18 protein-coding genes and 1 pseudogene are annotated in these 19,475 nt (G+C 57.3%); 8 read left to right on the top strand and 11 right to left on the bottom strand.

What is annotated here, in order from left to right:
- The first annotated feature begins 5 nt into the window (after nt 1-5).
- Complete coding sequence (locus N7D90_RS11690) at nt 6-350, top strand: MmcQ/YjbR family DNA-binding protein (RefSeq protein WP_261742425.1); 345 nt, start codon at nt 6-8, stop codon at nt 348-350.
- Between the two features lie 3 nt (nt 351-353).
- On the opposite strand, the gene N7D90_RS11685 is transcribed toward N7D90_RS11690, so the two are convergent.
- Both N7D90_RS11685 and N7D90_RS11680 read right to left on the bottom strand, forming a co-directional pair.
- Entirely contained in the window at nt 354-791 is a 438-nt protein-coding gene (locus tag N7D90_RS11685; RefSeq protein WP_261742307.1) for a DUF1294 domain-containing protein, read from the bottom strand.
- Nucleotides 788-1,618, bottom strand: a complete 831-nt coding sequence (locus N7D90_RS11680) for an undecaprenyl-diphosphate phosphatase (protein ID WP_261742306.1) — start codon at nt 1,616-1,618, stop codon at nt 788-790. Before N7D90_RS11680 ends, N7D90_RS11685 begins: the two co-directional genes overlap by 4 nt.
- 260 nt (nt 1,619-1,878) lie before the next feature.
- Here N7D90_RS11680 and N7D90_RS11675 point away from each other — a divergent pair, with 260 nt between their 5' ends.
- A complete protein-coding gene (locus N7D90_RS11675) occupies nt 1,879-3,513 on the top strand; it encodes a methyl-accepting chemotaxis protein (RefSeq protein WP_261742305.1) in 1,635 nt (544 codons plus the stop codon).
- A 41-nt stretch (nt 3,514-3,554) separates the two neighbouring features.
- Here N7D90_RS11675 and N7D90_RS11670 read toward each other — a convergent pair whose 3' ends face one another.
- The 6 genes and pseudogenes from N7D90_RS11670 to N7D90_RS11645 form a co-directional block, all read right to left on the bottom strand.
- Nucleotides 3,555-5,405 (bottom strand): polyurethanase, encoded by a 1,851-nt coding sequence (locus tag N7D90_RS11670; protein ID WP_261742304.1) that lies wholly within the window; start codon nt 5,403-5,405, stop codon nt 3,555-3,557.
- Nucleotides 5,406-5,430: 25 nt separating this feature from the next.
- A pseudogene (locus N7D90_RS11665) lies at nt 5,431-5,859 on the bottom strand (TolC family protein); the annotation flags it as partial.
- Nucleotides 5,860-6,037: 178 nt separating this feature from the next.
- Nucleotides 6,038-7,348, bottom strand: a complete 1,311-nt coding sequence (locus N7D90_RS11660; RefSeq protein ID WP_261742303.1) for an HlyD family type I secretion periplasmic adaptor subunit — start codon at nt 7,346-7,348, stop codon at nt 6,038-6,040.
- A gap of 17 nt (nt 7,349-7,365) precedes the next feature.
- On the bottom strand, nt 7,366-9,108 hold the full coding sequence (locus N7D90_RS11655) for a type I secretion system permease/ATPase (protein WP_261742302.1): 1,743 nt from the start codon (nt 9,106-9,108) through the stop codon (nt 7,366-7,368).
- Between the two features lie 124 nt (nt 9,109-9,232).
- Nucleotides 9,233-9,613 carry a protease inhibitor Inh/omp19 family protein gene (locus N7D90_RS11650; RefSeq protein WP_261742301.1) on the bottom strand — a complete coding sequence of 127 codons (381 nt, stop codon included), beginning with the start codon at nt 9,611-9,613 and terminating at the stop codon, nt 9,233-9,235.
- A 66-nt stretch (nt 9,614-9,679) separates the two neighbouring features.
- Nucleotides 9,680-11,122 carry a serralysin family metalloprotease gene (locus N7D90_RS11645; protein ID WP_261742300.1) on the bottom strand — a complete coding sequence of 481 codons (1,443 nt, stop codon included), beginning with the start codon at nt 11,120-11,122 and terminating at the stop codon, nt 9,680-9,682.
- 646 nt (nt 11,123-11,768) lie between these two features.
- On the opposite strand from N7D90_RS11645, the gene N7D90_RS11640 reads away from it, so the two are divergent.
- Nucleotides 11,769-12,272 carry a PaaI family thioesterase gene (locus N7D90_RS11640; RefSeq protein WP_261742299.1) on the top strand — a complete coding sequence of 168 codons (504 nt, stop codon included), beginning with the start codon at nt 11,769-11,771 and terminating at the stop codon, nt 12,270-12,272.
- A 147-nt stretch (nt 12,273-12,419) separates the two neighbouring features.
- Here the strand turns inward: N7D90_RS11640 and N7D90_RS11635 are convergent, their stop codons facing one another.
- Entirely contained in the window at nt 12,420-12,755 is a 336-nt protein-coding gene (locus tag N7D90_RS11635; RefSeq protein WP_261742298.1) for an RcnB family protein, read from the bottom strand.
- A gap of 182 nt (nt 12,756-12,937) precedes the next feature.
- Between N7D90_RS11635 and N7D90_RS11630 the strand changes: the two genes are divergently transcribed.
- The 5 genes from N7D90_RS11630 (at nt 12,938) to N7D90_RS11610 (ending at nt 17,955) form a co-directional block, all read left to right on the top strand.
- The gene (locus N7D90_RS11630; RefSeq protein WP_261742297.1) at nt 12,938-13,711 is read left to right on the top strand and encodes an SDR family NAD(P)-dependent oxidoreductase; all 774 of its coding nucleotides are present in this window, start codon (nt 12,938-12,940) and stop codon (nt 13,709-13,711) included.
- A 37-nt stretch (nt 13,712-13,748) separates the two neighbouring features.
- Nucleotides 13,749-15,047, top strand: coding sequence for an MFS transporter (locus N7D90_RS11625; RefSeq protein WP_261742296.1), 1,299 nt, complete (start codon nt 13,749-13,751; stop codon nt 15,045-15,047).
- Nucleotides 15,048-15,197: 150 nt separating this feature from the next.
- Nucleotides 15,198-16,355: a DUF1624 domain-containing protein gene (locus N7D90_RS11620; protein ID WP_261742295.1), complete on the top strand. Its 1,158-nt coding sequence runs from the start codon at nt 15,198-15,200 to the stop codon at nt 16,353-16,355.
- A 119-nt stretch (nt 16,356-16,474) separates the two neighbouring features.
- Nucleotides 16,475-16,615: a hypothetical protein gene (locus N7D90_RS11615; protein WP_261742294.1), complete on the top strand. Its 141-nt coding sequence runs from the start codon at nt 16,475-16,477 to the stop codon at nt 16,613-16,615.
- Nucleotides 16,612-17,955 carry an OprD family porin gene (locus tag N7D90_RS11610; protein WP_261742293.1) on the top strand — a complete coding sequence of 448 codons (1,344 nt, stop codon included), beginning with the start codon at nt 16,612-16,614 and terminating at the stop codon, nt 17,953-17,955. Before N7D90_RS11615 ends, N7D90_RS11610 begins: the two co-directional genes overlap by 4 nt.
- Before the next feature lie 62 nt (nt 17,956-18,017).
- On the opposite strand, the gene N7D90_RS11605 is transcribed toward N7D90_RS11610, so the two are convergent.
- Together N7D90_RS11605 and N7D90_RS11600 are read right to left on the bottom strand one after the other, a co-directional pair.
- Complete coding sequence (locus N7D90_RS11605) at nt 18,018-18,479, bottom strand: copper chaperone PCu(A)C (RefSeq protein ID WP_261742292.1); 462 nt, start codon at nt 18,477-18,479, stop codon at nt 18,018-18,020.
- A 29-nt stretch (nt 18,480-18,508) separates the two neighbouring features.
- Complete coding sequence (locus N7D90_RS11600) at nt 18,509-19,114, bottom strand: SCO family protein (RefSeq protein ID WP_261742291.1); 606 nt, start codon at nt 19,112-19,114, stop codon at nt 18,509-18,511.
- Nucleotides 19,115-19,475 lie beyond the last annotated feature (361 nt).

The following is a 19,475-nucleotide window of genomic DNA, read 5'->3' as shown; positions in this document are numbered from 1 at the left end:
GCCGCATGACCAAACAGGATGTAGCCGAATTCTGCCGTAGCCTGCCCGGTGCTCAGGAAGCAGTGAAATGGGGTGGTGTTGAGGTGTTTTTTGTCGAAGAGAGCAAAATGTTTGCCCTGTTCAACCTGAATAGCGACGGACTCTCGTTCAAGGTCGAGAAGGAGCTGTTTCTAGGTTATATCGACCGTCCAGGCATACGCCCGTCGCCGTATCTGGCGCGGGCGTACTGGATCAACATGCAAGCGCCCTACCCGATGGGCGCTGCAGAACTGCAGGAGCTGTTGCGCCGCTCCCACCAGTTGGTGGTCAGCAAGCTGGCGAAAAAGCGTCAGATCGGTTTGCTGCTCTGATCGCTATAGATCGAGAAAGGTCAGTTTCAGGAACAAAACATCAATCCATACCACCTGATGCACCGCCACGATCAGCCAGAACCAGACCTGATAGGACAGCTTGCGGGTTTTGTGGCGAAACATCTGTTGTGCCACCAATGCCCCCGGCCAGCCGCCAAGCAGCTCAACCCCGTGCAAGACCTTCTCCGGGGTACGCCACTGCCCTGCTTTGGCCTGTTGCTTGTCGTACCAATACAGGCCAAACGCCAGGGCGCTGGCAACCCCATAGACCAACAGCGGCACCCGGCTAACCCCGTGGAGCAGCAGGCTTGCCGAGCCGCCCAGGGGCAACGCACAGAGCAGCGCCAACACCAGCAGCTTAAGCTTCAAACCACGGATCGGCGCGCCATGTTGCTCGCGGGCAGCAACCGGCTCGCGCCGTTCTTTAACCTGTTTCTTCACGCCGACGCCGCAGACCAGTCGATCCAGCCGAACTGCCAGGTGGCCAGAATCAGCAGGCCAAACGCAATGCGATACCAGGCGAAGGCCGCATAGCTATGGTTCGAAATAAACTTCAGCAATGCGCGTACCGCGATCATCGCGAAGATAAACGAGGTCACAAAACCGATTGCAAAGACCGGCAAATCGTCAGGCTGGAACAGGTGACGGTACTTGTAACCCGAGTACACCGCCGCACCAACCATGGTTGGCATCGCCAGGAAGAATGAAAACTCGGTGGCCGCCTTGCGCGACAAGCCAAACAGCAGGCCGCCGATAATCGTCGAACCCGAACGCGAAGTGCCTGGAATCATCGCCAGGCATTGCGCGAAGCCGATTTTTACCGCGTCTTTCCAGGTCATGTCGTCCACTGTCTCGGCGCGAATCACATGTTGGCGGCGTTCAGCCCACAACATGATCACACCACCTATCACCAGTGCCGTGGCAACGGTAATCGGGTTGAACAGATACTCGTGGATCACATCGGCGAAAATCACCCCCAATACCACCGCTGGCATTACCGCGATGATCAGGTTGGTGGTAAAGCGCCGTGCTTCAGGTTTGGTGGGCAAACCGACGACCACATCGATGATCTTGCGGCGAAACTCCCAGACCACGGCCAAAATCGCGCCCAGCTGGATGATGATGTTGAACGCCATTGCGCGCTCGCCGCCAAAGTTAAGCAGGTCGGCCACAATAATCTGGTGGCCAGTGCTCGAAATCGGCAAAAACTCCGTCAAGCCTTCAACGACGCCAAGTATCAACGCCTGAGCGGCAGTCCAAAGATCCATTATTCCCCCATAAAGCCCTGCCTCATGCAGAGCTGATTAGTCTTGATTAAGTGTTTGCAACCGCTGCCCTGGAGTGGGTTACAGGTGCGCCATGTTCCCCAGAACGGTGTGAAAAAACTGTCAGAAATCAATAAAGATGCAGCTTTGCCAATTTCGGCCGAGATCCTATCAGACACGTTCCACTTTCGCTGCTAAGACATGCAGGCCAGAAGGCGGTTCAGTGAATCACCACAAGAATAAAAAACCAGGAGTGACCAGTTATGAATACCCTGCGCGGGTTATCCATCAGCCGACGTCTATGGCTGATTTTGATCGTGGCCATCGCCATGCTGCTGGCGTTGGGTTTGCTGATGCTAAAGCAGATACATGACGATTTGTATCAAGGTAAAGCCCAGAAGACGCAGCATGTGGTGCAAGCGGCCAGCGGTGTTCTCAGCTATTACCATGGCCTCGAAATGGCAGGCAGTTTAAGCCGTGAAGCCGCGCAACAACAGGCGCTGAGCGTGATCAGCAAACTGCGCTATGACCATGACGACTATTTCTGGATCAATGACCTGCGCCCTTTTATGGTCATGCACCCCACCAACCCCAAGCTCGACGGCAAAGACCTGTCGAGTATCAAGGACCCCGACGGGTTCGCGATTTTTAACGAAATGGCCAACCTGGCCAAAACCAGGGGCGCCGGCATGGTGGACTACCGCTGGCCAAAACCGGGTGCCGACGCACCGGTGCAAAAAACCTCCTATGTACAGCTGTTCGAGCCCTGGGGCTGGGTCATTGGCTCTGGTGTGTATATCGATGACATGCAGGCCGAGTTCCAGGCACAAGCCTGGAAGGCCAGTTGGGCAGGCCTTGGCATCGCGCTGATCATGACGCTGCTGGTTACCCTGATTGCCCGCAGCATCGTGCGCCCCCTGCAAGAGGCGGTGCAGGCCATGGCCAATATTGCCAGCGGCGAAAGCGATCTGACCCGTAGCCTGGATACCCACGGCCAGGATGAAGTCACGCTGTTGGCGCAACACTTCAATGCCTTCACCGCCAAACTGCGAAATGTAATCAGCCACTTGCAGTCCACCGCCACAGCCTTGGACCAGTCCTCGGCTGAGCTGGGCAACGACGCGACCGACGCACAACAGCGCAGCCAGCAGCAAGCGCTGCAAATGGATCAGGTGGCGACGGCGATCAACGAAGTCACCTACGCCGTGCACGAGGTCGCCAAAAACGCCGAGCACGCGGCCAGTGAAATGCGCGGTGCCCAGTCGCAAGCTGAGCTTGGTCAGCAGAACATCGACAGCAGCCTGCAGCAGATCGACCAACTGTCCGGCACCATCAATCAGGCAGTCGAGGTGATCCGCACCCTGGCCACCCAAAGCAGCGAAATCGGCAGCGTGTTGGAGGTGATCCGTTCGATAGCTGATCAAACCAACCTGCTGGCCCTCAACGCGGCGATCGAAGCTGCACGCGCAGGCGAGCAAGGTCGTGGCTTTGCGGTGGTGGCTGACGAGGTTCGACTGCTGGCCCAGCGCACACAGAAATCCACGGCTGAAATCCAGACCATGATCGAAGGCCTGCAAAAACACTCCGAAGCGGCGGTGAATGTGATTGGCAGCAGCAGTCGCGCCTCGCAATTGACCATCGAGCAGGCCACCCAAGCTGGACAGAGCCTGACCAGCATTGGCCAGGCCCTGAACAACCTCAACGACCTCAACGCCTCGATTGCCAGCGCCACACTGCAACAGGCCCATGTCGTGGAAGACATCAACCAAAATGTAACCCGGGCCGCCGAACTGTCACAGGGCACAGCCCATGCGGCCGAACAATCGAGCACCGCCAGCGCGCACCTCAAGGAGTTAAGCGTGCAGCTCAATGGGCAACTACGCCAGTTCAAGGTTTAAAAGCAGCTGCAAACGGCAAGTTGCAAGCGTGAAGCTTGCCGTCAGGCAATCACAATATCCGTGCCCGCCAGGGAGGCCAGCCCGACACCGACCAGAGTTACCGAGTCGCTGCCGAAGCTGAGCACCGTGTCATGCCCTGATGCACTGGCATGGGCCCGGTAGTCGGCGACGTGGCCACCCTCAACCCCCAAAAACACCAACGTGTCGGTGGGCTGATAGCCCAGCAGCGTGTCGTTGCCAAAATGCCCGCTGAAAACGAACGTATTGTTGCCGCCAGCGGCCTCCAGCAGGTCATTGCCGGCACCACCAATAAACACATTGTTGCCCTGCAAACCGATCAAATGATCGTTACCGCCCTGCCCCAGCAGCCAATCGCCCTGTTCAACCGCCTTGAGCGTGCTGTCGCCCGGTCCGGCCTTGATCGAGTGGGTGTAGTCAGTGCGGTCTTTGCCGGACCACAAGCCATCATCGGCCACCCGATGGTTAACCTCGTGGTGGCTCAACCCTAGCCAGGCGGGCTCTTCGGTTATTAAAAAGCTGATGTCACGGGCAATACTGATCCCGCCGTGGGCATCGCGAACATACAGGCTGCCCTGCCCATCATTGACCACATCCACACGACTCAACGATTGCTGCAGGTCCAGGGTGTTGACGCCCTTGCCACCCAGAATGATGTTGTAGCCGCCACTGTCGCGGAAGGTGTCATTACCGTCGCGCCCTTCCAGGAAGTCGTTGCCGCGGCCACCCTGAATCAAATCGTTGCCGTCGCTGCCAATGATAAAAGTGCTGCCTTTATGGGGTTCAGCATTGCGATTGAGGTCCTGAACCCAGGTGTTTTCTCGCGTCGGGTTGGACAAATTGGCGACCACAATGGTCGAGTCCTTGTGGGTCAGGTCATAAAACGCCGAGTCGAGAATCCGCGTCATCCCGCTTTCATAGCCACTGGGCAAGTGGGTGATCCAGGTCGAGATATTGGCAATTGAAAAGGGCATCAGGTTCCACGCGGTGGAAGCGTAGTGATCGTTGAAACTGACAATATTGTTGGTGGCGGACGGCTGATACGCATCATGCACACCCAACGACGAAAGATTGAAATCCGAGCCATCCAGGGCGCGGAACACCGGGTCGTTTTCGTAACCGATATTCAACACATTGGACGTGGTTTCGCTTTGTGTGGGTGACGCAAACGCGATGTACTTGGCATCCCGATAAAACCCCGACCAGTGATCGCCACTCAGGTCTGCCAGGCTATTGACTGCCAGACCACCCAGGCTATGGCCGCTGACCAGCACATCCTTGCCGTTCAACCCTTGAGCGCTGGCAAAGGCAGCCACTTTGCCGAGCAGCGCGTCAAAGGCGTTGGCGCTGTAGTTTTTGGCGTAGTCCGCAGGCCCGATGGCCGCTAGTAAATCGCTGATTGCATCGCCGATGGAGTCCGTAATCAACGACTCACGCGGCCCGCTGGTGCCACGAAAACCGATACCGATAGACGTCAAATGACCATCGGCGGCGTATTTGCCGAGGATTTCCACTTGGGCGCTGCCATAACCTGCCTTTTCGCCGAAAAATGTCCCACGCTGATCGACCTTGCCCGCGTATCCCAATTGCTCGGCGCTGATGGGGGTCCACCCGGCTTTTTCCACCGCTTCACGGGCAAGTTTCTCCGAGTCCGGGTTCCAGGGAATCCCCGGCACTACCCCCTGAGAATCGGTGCCGCCCAGTACGGCCTTGACCAATGTGGCAGGCAAACCTGTGCCGAGACCGTGTTGCTGGTAACCCACGGCAAAACCGTTGTCGAGGTTGTGATAGCTGTAAAGCGTGATTGCCATTGCATCCTTGAAAAGTGCCGTAGATGCGCTGGAACCCACATCCTTGTAGTCAAACACTGCCATGGTTCTACTCTCCTGGTTGATCAAATCAATCGTGCACCACAAACGCCTCATCGACCCGTGCCAGGTCCTGCTCGCCCAAGGTCCCTGCGTAAAAATGCAACTTGGTCCAGGCCAGCAAATAGTCGTAACGCGTCTGGGCCAGGTCGCGGCGCGTGCTGTACAGCTGCTGCTGGGCATTCAACGCATCGAGGTTGACCCGTTCACCCCCCAGAATGCTCTGACGGGTCGACACCACCAGCGCTTCGGCCGAAATCAGGGCTTTTTGATAGGCGCGCAACTTGCTGACACCCGACTGGCAGGCATTGAATTGGCGCCGCAGTTCGATAAGGGTTTCGCGAGTTTTTCCCTCCAGTTCGTATTCCACCTGGGCCAGATTGCTGCTGGCCTGACGCACCGACGCCGACACCCCGCCCCCCGCATACAGCGGCAGGCTGATCTCAATACCGATGGTGTTATTGCGGCTCTCCAGGCCTGCGTCGCGCTCCTTGATGGCACCGAGGAACTCTGGATCATTGCGCAACGCCTGTTCGTATACCTCAAACGGGCCCAGTGCCTGGGCACTGCCAGCGACACCGACCCATAGCGCAAAACCCAGGCCCACCCTTGCAGCTATCTTCATAAGTCGCAGCATCCTAGCGCTCAGTCAGCGCAGAACCTGCGCGATCCAGCAGCGGTTTAAACAAGTAGTTGAGCAACGAGCGCTCGCCCGTGCGCACAAACATCTCGGCAGGCATGCCGGGCTTGATCACCAGTCCGTTGAGTTTTTCCAGCGCTTGGTCACTGACCGAGCTGCGCAGCACGTAATACGGCATGCCGGTTTTTTCATCGAGCAACTGATCGGCTGAAACCAGATTCACCTGCCCCGACACCCGAGGGGTACTGCTTTGATTGAACGCGGTAAACAGAATATCCACCGGCAACTGGCTGCCCACCCTGTCCACCAGATGCACCGGCAGGCGCCCTTCCACCTCGAGGCGCGTGCCTTGGGGCACGATCTCCAGCAGGGTTTCGCCCGCCCGCACCACCGCGCCTTCGGTGTGCACGCTAAGATTGACGGCGATGCCATCAGCTGGCGCGTTGATTTCACTGTGCAACAGATCAAAACCGGCCGATGCCAATTGTTGTTCAAGGGTCAGGGTTTTGAGTTGGGCATCGGCCAGTTGGCTGCGCACCTCTTTCTGGTATTCATCAATGTGCTGCGCCAGTTTGAGCCGCGACTCCAGAATGCCCTGTTCGATACGCCCGCTTTCACCGGCGTTCTGCGCCAGATCCTGCTGCACCTGGGACAGCTGTCGCTCGTACTCCATCAGGCGATTGCGCGGGATATAGCCGTTTTCAGCCAGGGGCCGAAGATTGTTCAACTGTTGCCGCAAGGAGTCGGCTTGAGCCGTTTGATCACCACGCGCTCGGCGCATCCCGTTTAGCTGCTGGGTTGCGCCTTCAATACCGGCTTTGAGCCCGGCCTGTTCGCGGGCAAAGGCTTCGCGCCGGCTACTGAACAACTGCTGCTGGCCTTCCAGCACCAGCGCCAACCGTGGGTCAGGGTCCTGGCTCAATTCCAGGGGGAAGCTCACCCGCGCCAGGTTGTCACGCTCGCTTTGCCAACGGGCCAGACTGGCCCAGGCCATCCGGTACTGGGCGCGCAACGATTGCACATCCGCCTCGACCTGGGTCTGGTCCAGTCGAAACAACGGCTCGCCCTGACGCACCGTCTGGCCCTCACGCACCAGAATCCGGCTCATCACCCCAGCGCCCAACGACTGCACGGCCTTGCGCTTGCCCGACACCACCACCGTGCCTTGCACCGGAATACCTTCGTCCAGCGGCGCAAGGCTGGCCCACAGGAAGAAACTACCCGCACCGACCAGGGTCAGCACCCAGCCTGCTCGCACGTAGTACCCGGCACCGCGTTCGCGCGATGATGGTTGATCGTGTTGATTCATGCTTGCAGCATCCTTGCTCATGCGTCAGCGCTCTGACGGTTGATACTCGCCGCTTGGGGCGCGGCGTGTTGCTGTTGGGCCCCGGACAACGCCTTGAGCACCTCGGCACTCGGCCCGAATACCTGGCAGCGACCTTCGTTGAGTACCAGTAGCTTGTCGGCCTGGGCCAGCGAAGACGAACGATGCGTCACCAGCACCACGGTGCAGCCCTGCGCCTTCAGGTGAGCTATGGCCTGGGTCAGCGCCGCGTCACCGACCGCATCGAGGTTGGAGTTGGGCTCATCCAGCACCACCAGTCTCGGGTTGCCATAAAGAGCACGGGCCAGCGCCACCCGCTGTTTCTGCCCGCCTGACAGGCCGCTGCCCTCATCCCCCAGGACCGTGTCGTAACCTTGCGCCAGACGCAAAATCATCTCGTGAACCCCGGCCTGACGCGCCGCCGCAACTACCTGCTGGGGATCTGCATCACGAAAGCGGGCGATATTTTCAGCAATGCTGCCGCTGAACAGCTCGATGTCCTGTGGCAAATAGCCGATATACGGGCCCAATTGATCGCGGTTCCATTGATGAATATCTGCACCATCCAGGCGCACCGTACCCGCCAACGTCGGCCATACACCCACCAGCACCCGCGCCAGGGTCGACTTGCCGGAGCCCGACGCGCCCAGCACGCCGAGCACCTCGCCCGCGTTGAGGTTGAAACTGACCTGATGCAAGGTGGGCAATCGCAGGCCCGGCGGTGCGGCACTGACCTGCTCAAAGCTCAACTGGCCCTTGGGCGCTGGCAACTGCAGGTTGTCTTCGCCTGGCGGATGCTCGCGTAGCAAGCTGTCCAGCCGTCGATAGGCCAACCTGGCCGAACTCCATTGTTTCCAGACGGCTATCAGTTGATCGATGGGGCTCAACACACGGCCCATCAAAATCGAACCGGCAATCATCATTCCCGCGCTCATCTCACCCTTGATCACCAGCAGGGCACCCAAGCCGAGCACCAGTGATTGCAAGCACAAACGCAAGGTTTTGCTCACCGAACCGATCACGGCACCGGTGTCGCTGGCCTTGTTTTGCTCGGCCAGGAACCGTGAGTGCAGGTTAAACCAGCGTTTGCGCAACACACCCAGCATGCCCATGGCCTGAATCGTCTCGGCATTGTGCAAATGGCTGGTGGCCAGTTGGCTGGACTGCTGGGAATACTGGCTGGCCTGGCTCAGGGACTTGCGCGTCATCACTTCATTGATGCACGCCAGGGCAATCAGCAGCAGCGCGCCTGCGGTCGCCATCAGCCCGAGCCAGGGGCTGAACAGAAAAATTACCCATAAATAGACGGGAAACCACGGCGCATCAAAGAAGGCAAATAATGCAGGGCCGGTGACAAACTGGCGGATCAGGGTCAAATCCCCTAATGCCTGCCCGGCATGGGCCTGGCCACTGAACAGGTTGCGCTCGAACGCGGCACGGTACACCTGCTGGTTAAACCTGCGCTCCAGTTGGCTACCAATGCGGATAACAATAAAACTGCGGACAGTTTCAAGCAGCCCGATAAAGATGAAAAAACCCACCACCATTAATGACAACATCGCCAGCGTCGTAGTGTTCTGCGAAGACAATACCCGGTCATAGACCTGCAGCATGTAAATCGATGGCACCAGCATCAATATATTGATCAAGGCGGTAAAACAGCCAACGCTGATCAGAATGCTTTTATAGTCGGCCAGTGCATGTATCAACGGCGCAACGGTGCTGTTTTTCAATCGCCTCATGAATCTTCCTTGATCGATAAAACACTGCAGGCCTGCACAAACAAAACAGACAGACGCACGTGAGCCGCCCCTTGCAGGTGCCTGCTCAACCTTTGACGATTGACGTTGTGCTTTTTAGTGCGTCTTAATTATTAACACGCACCATAACCAGTACAGTTTCGGGGTTAAGCTGTGCCTCATAATGCCCCGGTTCAATACGGTTCATGTGCACTAAAGCCGTACCACTGCTGCCCATCAAGAACAGACCGTCTGGAGTGGGCGACCAACTTTTGGGTGTTTCGCCCAGCCATGTTTCCAGGCATTTTACTTGCGGGCTAAAGGTTTTCTGCTCGGCAATCAACTGCACCGTGCAGGCCTGTTTCTCATCACCCTGCGGGTAAAACGTCCAGTTGCCCGCCAGTTGTGCGGGGCTCATCAGCAGCAAGGAATTGGCCATGGTGCTCTCTGTGGTAAAGGTCAGCAATGCGGCAATACACCCCATCACCTTGAAAAATCTGCGTGCCATATGACTCATGAATTCAGGCTTCCTGGCAGAGAGCAGCGCTTGCGCGCTGCCCGTGTACCGGCAGGCTTAGACGACGATGTCGTAAGTTGCCACTTGACCCACAGTGTTCACCAGGAAATCAGCGACCGCATGACCACTGAAATCGACGGCAAAGTGGCCCAGATTGCTGGCCTTGTCATAGCTGATGATCGCTTCACCGGCACGGCCCGTAAAGGCGTCAACAAAGCTCAGACCGGCCAGCTTGGAGATGGCCGAGACGTCGATTTTGTCGATCCCGGACTGGAAGTCCATGATGATATCGGCTGTACCGGGCGCAGAGTCTGACACCGCGCCAAACACAAACACGTCAGCACCTGTACCGCCCCACAGCGTATCGGCACCGCCGCCGCCAAAGATGATGTCGTTGCCGGCACCGCCCTTGAGCACGTTATCTGCGCTGTTGCCGATCAGCAGATCATTGCCCGAGCCGCCAATCGCATTTTCCACGACCACGCCTTGAGCGATGGAGACGTTACCTGTCATGCCGCCGACATCGGAAAACGAGCCTGCTGTCAGGTTGATCTTCTGGTTTTGAGTGAAGCCGGAGAAGTCCAGCGTGTCATTGCCACCGCCATCCCACACCGAGAAAATCAGTTTTGAGCTGGCCGAAGTTGCGTGAAAGTAATCACGATCGGCTGTGGAGTTAAAGCCGTAAACCGTATCGTCAGCCCGGGTTTCCATGTTGGCGCCATAGAGCTTCTGTACCGCGGCGATGTCATCCAGCAACGGGGCCGATGCGTAAGCACCTTCGCCGCTATTGGTGAAATGCTGACCGGTGTTGCTTTCGCTCCAGTAGCTCATAACGCTGTAAGCACGGGTATCTTCGCCATACACGGCGTCGCGATACGTCGGATTGCCATTCCCTGCGTTGTAGTCTCCAGGGTGGGACAACCCCAAGGTGTGGCCGATTTCGTGGGTCAGGGTCTGGCGACCGTAGTTACCTTCGCCCGGGGTCTTGTTGACCTCGTAGTCCTTGTTTATCAAGTACCACGACTCGCCTTTGCGCGAACTGCTGGGCAGATAGGCAAACGCCGCACCACCGTTGCTTGCGCTGAAATTGGCGAAGGTCATGTGACCATCATCGCCCCGCGCAGCCGGGCCTTCCGTGAAGGTCACCTTGGCCACGTCGGCCCATGACTCCAGCGACAGCTTGGCTTGGTCCTTTTGCAGCGAGGAGAACTGGCTGAAAGTACCCAGACCACGGGTGGCGTAGCCCACCGGCGGCGCCGTCAGGAAGGTATACGTGAGGTTGATCACGCCGTCGCCGTTCAAGTCATGCCAACTGGCGCCGGAACGCGTCAGCTGATCGGCCGCTTGATCGGTGGTGAACGAAGGTTTGCCATTGACCAGATGATCACCGCGGTCATAGAAATGACTGAAGTTATCAATCTGAGTGAAGGCGGAACTGCCGGTGTTTGCCGCTTGCACCTGGCCAACAGACAATGCCGCATTCTCTTTAAGTTTCGACATGTAAACATTTCCTTGTTTAGCAGTAGAAAGATTTTGACAGACCACGACGACCCCATGGCGAGATCGTCCTATCACTCGCCGTTTATGGCCGGGAGAAACTGACACAACTAGAAATATTTAGTCCAGCGTTATTTTAATATCGATTTGCGCAAACTCATGAAGTAGCCGTAAACATTGAACAATCAATTTAAATTATTTTTTTCGGCACGACTGGCCTAATACTGACTGCCCAGTCTAAGTACATTGACTTAAATTAAGCGACACTACATTCGTTTATTAACTTGGCCTTGGCCCCCACTGAAATAACACTCGTCATATAATTAATCACCCGCTTGAAATACCCTGAAGTTATAAAGCAAGTGTCGCCAACTGATAAGTTTACGTCGCATCCACTCTTTATCTTTAGCTGTAGGTCTGTGTGCCTAACAGTGGGCTCTTGTACAACCAAAAACCTGTGGGAGCCGGGCTTGCCCGCGATGGCATCACCGCGATATCTCTGACCCACAAGGGTCTGCACACCTGTTAAACGACACTTATTTGTGGGCGCCGATATTGATCACAGCCGGCGCTTGCCTTACGTTAACGTAAAGACAATAACGTGACCCCGACTCGCGGGTCTGAATACATTTCCAAGGATGATCAAGGTATGTCTCGGCTTGCCCCTTCTTTGCAAGACACTGCCGCCCCTGATGGCGTTTGCTACGGCTGCGGCAGCAACAACCCCCACGGCCTGCATATCAAGAGTTTCTGGCATGAGGACGGCGTGCATGTCATCGCCGAACACTTGCCGGACCCCAAGTATTGCGGCTGGCCGGAGCTGGTCTACGGCGGCATGGTCGCGATGCTGGTTGATTGCCATTCGAACTGGACGGCGATGGCTTACCACTACCGCATGGAAAACCGCGAAGCAGACAGCCATCCGCGGATCAATTGCGTGACGGGAAACCTGGGGATCAAGTTCATCAAGCCGACGCCAATGGGCGTGCCACTGACTCTACGGGCGAAAGTGGAAGGCGATGTGGGGCGCAAAACTCGGATCATCTGTGAGGTGTATGCGGGGGATGTGCTGACGGCTGTCGGCGATTCCATTTTTGTTCGCGTCGATACCGAACAACTGGCGACTGCCGCCCATGGGCGCGAAGCTGTTTGAAGGTCGATACCCTCGCGAGCAGGCTCGCTCCCACAGTGGTCCTGTGAGTGACACAAAACCTGTGGAGCTGGCTTGCCTGCGATGCCAACACGCGGTCTGTCAGCCAAGCCACAACTCCCGCAAAGGTTGCGGGAGCCGGGCATATTGTTATTGACCCAGCAGCTTGGCGTTTTTGGTGCGGATCTCCTTGATCACTGCATTCACCCGGTTGACCAAAACATAGTGCCCGCTGATCAGTACCCATTGCTCATGTTCATCGGGCTTCGGTAGCCCTTTGGCTTTCCAGTCCTTGATCGCCACGTCATCCCGAGAGTATTGATCCGGTGCCTTGTCGCCATGGCCATAGCAACTGCTCAGGTCCATGGACTCGGCCAGTATCTGCCCAGGCTTGCAGTCACCGGGCTTATCGTCGTCAGCCTGCGCTGCGTAAGGAATGACACACAAAAAACCAGCCATTATCGATGCAGAAATCAAGCTGCGCATATTTACCTCAGCGAATGGGAGTACAGACTTGATGGACAAGTCAGGGACTCGTAACGTTCCGACGCACTGATCAAAAATATTGATTACGAGATCATCAATGACGATTGGACTCCACCTGTAGGCTGCGGTGAAGTAACCACAGGGCCGGTCAAAATAATAAGCGGCCGTTTGTGGAGAACAGCATGTCATTCAATATCAGCAGCTTCCAGCTTGAGGGTCGTCGCGCCCTGATCACCGGATCAGGGCAAGGCATTGGGCTGGAACTGGCACGCGGACTGGGCGCTGCCGGCGCAATCGTGGTGATCAACACTCGCAATATCGAAAAATCCCGTGCGGTTGCAGGTCAGTTGCGCGATGAGGGTTTGAAGGCCGAGTTCTTGGCGTTTGATGTCACCGACCGTGAGCAGTTGCTTGCAGCCGTCAACAGCTTTGAGACCGATATCGGCGCCATCGATATTTTGGTCAACAATGCGGGTATTCAACGTCGCGCACCGCTGGAGGACTTTTCCGCCAGCGATTGGCACGACGTAATGCGGACCAACCTGGACGGTGTGTTCCATGTTTCCCAGGCGGTTGCGCGGCACATGATTGCCCGCGGGCGCGGCAAAATCATCAATATCTGCTCGGTGCAAAGCCAACTGGCGCGCCCGACCATCGCCCCTTACGCAGCCTCAAAGGGCGCGGTCAAAATGCTCACCAAGGGCATGTGCGCCGAATGGGCACGCCATGGCATTCAGGCCAATGGCCTGGCGCCAGGCTATTTTGCAACCGAGATGAACCGCGCGCTGGTCGACAACCAGGAGTTCTCCGAGTGGCTGTGCAAACGCACTCCGGCCGGGCGCTGGGGACGGGTTGAGGAGTTGTGCGGCGCGGCGGTGTTTCTCGCCTCCCCCGCCTCTGACTTTATCAATGGGCAGACGCTGTTTGTAGACGGAGGATTGACCAGCGTTGTTTGACCCGTACCGGCAAAAAAACAATAACAAGGAACACCCAATGAGCAACTTGAACGAACAAGCCCTGCCGGCAAACGATATCGGCAATGCGCAAGCAACGGGCAAAGGCTTTGCGTCCAAACGCTGGCTGTATTTGATCCCGCTGATTTTCATTACCTACAGCCTCGCGTATCTGGACCGGGCCAACTATGGCTTTGCCAGTGCCGCGGGTATCGAGCAGGACCTTGGCATCACTAAGGGCATGTCCTCGCTGATCGGCGCTCTGTTTTTCCTCGGTTACTTTTTCTTTCAGGTGCCGGGCGCGATCTACGCGCAGAAATACAGCGTGCGCAAACTGGTGTTCTGGAGCCTGATCCTGTGGGGCTTTTGCGCCATGGCCACGGGGCTGGTGACCAATATCCCGATGCTGATGTTTATTCGGGTCTCGCTGGGCATCGTCGAAGCGGCAGTGATGCCAGCGATGCTGATTTTCATCAGCAACTGGTTCACCCGCAAAGAGCGTTCGCGGGCCAATACCTTTCTGGTACTGGGTAACCCGGTCACCGTGCTGTGGATGTCGGTGGTATCCGGTTATCTGATCCAGGCCTGGGGCTGGCGCGAGATGTTTGTGATTGAAGGCGCGCCAGCGGTGCTGTGGGCCTTTGTCTGGTGGCGCCTGGCGCGGGACAAGCCCGAGCAGGTCGACTGGTTGACCCACCAGGAAAAAGCCCAATTGGCCGCGACCCTCGCGGACGAACAGAAAGGCATGAAGCAAGTTCGCAATTACCGTCAGGCATTCACCAGCCCTATCGTGATCCAATTGTGCTGTGTGCACGCGCTGTGGAGCATCGGCGTGTATGGCTTCATCATGTGGTTGCCCAGCATTATCAAACAGGCGGCAGCGGCAGATATTGTCACCGTCGGCTGGTTAAGCGCTGTGCCTTATGTCGCTGCTGTTGCGGCGATGCTTGCGGTCTCTTGGGCATCGGACAAAACCCAGCAACGCAAACACTTTGTCTGGCCGCTGCTGGCACTGGGCGCGCTGGCCTTCTTTTGCTCGTACCTGCTTGGGTCATCGCACTTCTGGCTGTCGTTTGCGCTGCTGACGATTGCCGGTGCTGCGCTTTACGCACCGTATGGCCCGTTCTTCGCGTTGATTCCAGAGATTATCCCGGCGAACGTTTTCGGAGGTGCAATTGGCCTGATCAATGCCTGTGGAGCACTTGGGGCTTTTGTCGGCTCGTGGATCGTGGGTTATCTGATCGGCCTGACTGGCAATCCCGGAGCGGCTTATATCTTCATGACTGCAGGCGTGTTGTCCTCGGCGCTGCTAATGGGCTGGGTGAAAGTACGGCGTTAAAACGCAAGTGCAGCCGCTGCCTGCGTCAGCGGCTGCAGGCAATGCGCACCACCCGCGCAATTGCGAATATTTCTCAGAGGGGATGACAGCTCAACTGGATATGTTATAAAGTAACTACACCTTATAACGTTTATCTGCTGTGATCCCTCAATGACGACCGCTACTCCTTCCCCAAGTCAGCGCCTGCTGTCCATCGATGCCCTACGGGGCCTTGTGATTCTCTTTATGTTGCTGGACCACGTGCGCGAGACGTTCTTCCTGCACCGCCAGGTGTCCGATCCCATGAACGTCGACATCACTGACCCAACCCTGTTTTTTAGTCGCACCCTTGCCCACTTGTGTGCGCCGGTATTTGTCTTGCTCACCGGTTTGTCGGCGTATCTGTATGGCGAAAAATACCAGGGCAAGCGCGATGTTTCGGCGTTTCTGTTCAAGCGCGGGCTGTTTTTGGTGGTGTTGGAGTTTACGCTGGTCAACTTCGCCTGGACCTTCCAGTTACCGCCCTCGGTGATTTACATGCAGGTGATCTGGGCCATTGGCGTGAGCATGATTGCCCTCGCCGCGCTGGTCTGGCTGCCCCGCCCAGTACTGCTGGTGCTCGGCCTGGTAATTGTAGGCGGGCATAATCTGCTCGATAACCTGCACTTCCCGGCAGGCTCGGTGATGCATGTGCCCTGGGCCATTTTGCATGATCGCGGCTGGCTCGAGTTCTCGGACAACCTGCGTCTACGCACCTCTTACCCGGTGCTGCCGTGGATCGGCGTCATTGCGCTGGGCTATTGCATGGGGCCGTGGTTTGCCCGTTCCGCCCCGGCTGGCGTGCGTCAGCGGTATCTGTTGTTGGCAGGCGTGGGGGCCCTGCTCGGTTTTGTCGTGCTGCGTTTGCTCAATGGCTACGGTGAGGCACCCTGGGTGGCTCATGACAACGTCACCCAGAGCCTGATGAGTTTTTTCAACATCACCAAATACCCGCCCTCGCTGCTGTTTCTCGCCTTGACTCTGGGGGTAGGCCTATTGCTGTTGTGGGGGTTTGAGCGCGCGCAACAACGCAAATGGATTGCCACCCTGGCGGTGTTTGGCGCCGCGCCGATGTTCTTCTACCTGCTGCACTTGTACGTGCTCAAAGTGCTGTACCTGGCGAGCGTTGCTTTGTTTGGCCTTAATCACGGCGATTACTTCGGCTTCGACAGCATGGGTGCGGTGTGGTTGACGGCGGTTTTACTCTCGGCAGCGCTGTTTTTGCCGGTGCGCTGGTTCGCGGCCTTGAAAGCCCGTCGCAGGGATATCGCCTGGCTCAAGTACTTCTGAACCCGACGCCATGTCCATTTGACAAACAAGATCGACTCTCCCAGCAGCAACAGACCATTCTGCTGGCGCGCGGATTCTACGAATGCGGCCCTTTTGAGCCCTTGTATGGAAAGCCAGGTATGCGTATTTCTTCCATTACCCCGTTATTGTCCACCGCCCTGCTCTGCTCATCGGCACTGGCGCAGACCTTCGAAGTAAAAATGCTCACCCGCAGCGCCACTGCGGGCAGGTTGATGCCTCAACAACAGGTAAACCCGTGAGTCGCGTGCGATCGCGCTCCGCGATCCTGATCGCCCTCGCCAGCCCGCTGGCTGTTGCCGAGTCAGCCCAGGAGCAATCCAGGGGGTTTATCGAAGACAGCACCTGGAACGTGCTCAATCGCACGGTCTACGACAATCGTGAATATCGCCACGGCGCCAGCAACAGCAGTGCACGCAATGCCTACAAGCCGCGATCCGAGCGTAGTGGCTATGCCGAAGAATGGGCCTACGGCTTGATGGGCACCTTGCAGTCCGGCTTCACCCAAGGACTGATCGGCGTCGGGGTGGATGCCCACGCCTATTTGGGGCTAAAACTGGATAGCGGCGGCGGCCGCGCAGGCAAGGCGCGTCTGCTCGCGCTGGATAACGACGGCTATCCCAAGGACAACTACAGCCGCGGCGGCGCAGCGGTAAAATTGCGCATGTCCAATACCGTGGTCTCTTATGGTGAGCAGCGGGTCAAGACGCCGGTGTTCAGTTCATCCGACAGTCGCCTGCTACCGGAAACCGCCACTGGGGTGTTTCTGGCCAGCAACGAGTTCAACGCCCTGAAAATGGTCGGCGGGCATTTCACCGAGAGCACCGACCGCAATGCCAGCAGCCACAACCAGGGCTTTGTGGTGAATTACTCGAATGGCCCCAAAGGTGATGCCTTCGACCTCGCCGGGCTGGTTTACACCCCAAGCAAGAACCTTAGCGCCAGCCTCTACAGTTCCCGCTATCAGGACACCTGGAACCAGCAGTATTTAGGCGCGATCTTTAGCCAGGCAATTGATGAAAACAGTTCGCTGGCGTTCAACTTCAACCTGTACCGCACTACCGATGAAGGCAAGGCGTTGTCGGGCAATATCGACAACACCACCTGGAGCCTGCTGAGCACTTACGCCCTGGGGCCGCACAGCTTCAGCCTGGGGTATCAGAAGGTACATGGCGACACGCCGTTCGATTACGTGACCCGTGGCGCAATCTTCCTCAGCAACTCGGTGCAAATGTCTGATTTCAACGCCCCCAACGAACAATCCTGGCAGGCACGCTACGACCTTGCGATGACGCCCTGGGGCATGCCCGGTCTGGTGTTCAGCGCTGCATATGTGCGGGGCAGCCAGATCGACGGCAGTCATGTCGACCCGCGTGGCGGCTATGCCTACTTGGGCTATGGCAAAGGCGGGAAACATTGGGAGCGGGATCTGGAAGCGCGTTATGTGATCCAGAGCGGTGCGGCCAAGGGCACCATCCTGTCATTGCAACATAATGTGCATCGCGGCAATGTTGCGCAGGCCGAACTGGATACCGACCAGATCCGTCTGGCGGTCGAGTACCCGCTGACGGGGCGGTTCTGACCAGCTATACCCGTAGCTGCTGAGGAGCACAGCGAGGCTTCGCTCCTCAGCGGCTACCCCCTTTAGTGCATCGCGCCGTGGTCGTGCATCGGCATGCTGTTTAACGCACGAGCCTGGGCCTTGACCTCAATCGACTCCTTTACCCCTTTGCTGTCTTCGACAATCAGGGTCAATGGCACTTGATCACCGGCTTTGACCTGACCCACCAGGTCAATCAGCATCACGTGATAGCCCTCAGGCTCGATAGCCACGCTTTTACCCGCTGGCAACGCGACCGATGACACCGGCTGCATGCTCATCACGTCGTTTGCCATCTTCGACTCATGGATTTGCACAGTCTTGGCAACGGGCGAGCGAACTTCAACCAACTTGCTGTCGGTGCTCGACGTAATGTGCATAAAGGCCCCGGTCGAAGGTTGCCCGGCAACCGTGGCCCGGACCCAGGCATCGTCAACAACGGTTTGTGCCGAAACTTGCAGGCTCATGCCCAGCAGCGACAGCAACAGGTAGTTTACAGGCTTCATATGCATGACTCTTTCTGAGGAGGCGTGGATTAACAGACGGACATCACTGTCAGCAGATCTTCGGTGCACTGCTTGGCTGACAACGAAGGCGACAGGCCCAGGCGCAACACACCACGGGAATCGAAGACAAAACTGGTGGCGGTGTGCGACATGGTGTACGAATCACCGGTAGGGATTTTTTCGTAAAACACCTTGAACTCTTTAGCCGTGGCAGCCGTTTCTTCGAGGGTGCCGGACAAGGCAATAAAGCTCGGATCAAAGGCTTTTACATAAGCATCGAGCATCGCCGGCTTGTCGCGTTCAGGGTCGAGGGTGATAAACACCACCTGCAACCGGTCACCGTCAGGGCCCATCATTTTCTTGGCCTGTGCGGCGCGCGCCAGCGCGGTCGGGCACACCGCCGGGCACTGGGTAAAACCGAAGAAGATCATCGGCATCATCCCGCGAAAACTGCCCAGCATCATCTCGGTGCCATCAGCATCGCGCAGCTTGAACTTGCGCCCCAGGATTTCATTGCTCAGGTCTTTTCCGTACTTGTATGACAAACCGCTGCCACTGTCGCAACCTGCGATCAAGCCCAGGCTGAGCAAGCCAAGACCGGTGACTACGCGGCGGCGAGTCAGTAATTCATTCATGTAAGGTTCCTTTAAGCGGCCTTTGAAACGATAAAGGCCTTTACCCTGCGCACTACGAGGCAGGTGTGTACGCTGCTCGATTCCTGGAGTGGCCAGGCTCGGTGCGCACGATTGCTGTGGGATGGACGTGTTGCATGGGCGCAGAATCTACCACTGTCGCCTGTTCGTCGCACGGCTAGCCCGCCCCGCAATGGTGCGTTTCGTCTCCTGCAGCCAGTAAAACCGGGGGATGTACCCAGCCTGCGACAAATCGACTCAGGGGCAGTTTTGGACGATTACGGGCAGCCGCTGCTGCCGGTATCGGCTGACTGCGCCCACCCTGAGATTTTTCAACATTCGTTTTTTTCACATTGGCTTCACC

It is taken from the genome of Pseudomonas fragi (assembly GCF_025426255.1).
GTDB classification, from domain to species: domain Bacteria; phylum Pseudomonadota; class Gammaproteobacteria; order Pseudomonadales; family Pseudomonadaceae; genus Aquipseudomonas; species Aquipseudomonas kulmbachensis.
The sequence above is the reverse complement of the archived record's forward strand: the minus strand, read 5'-3'. Positions and strand labels throughout refer to the sequence as shown.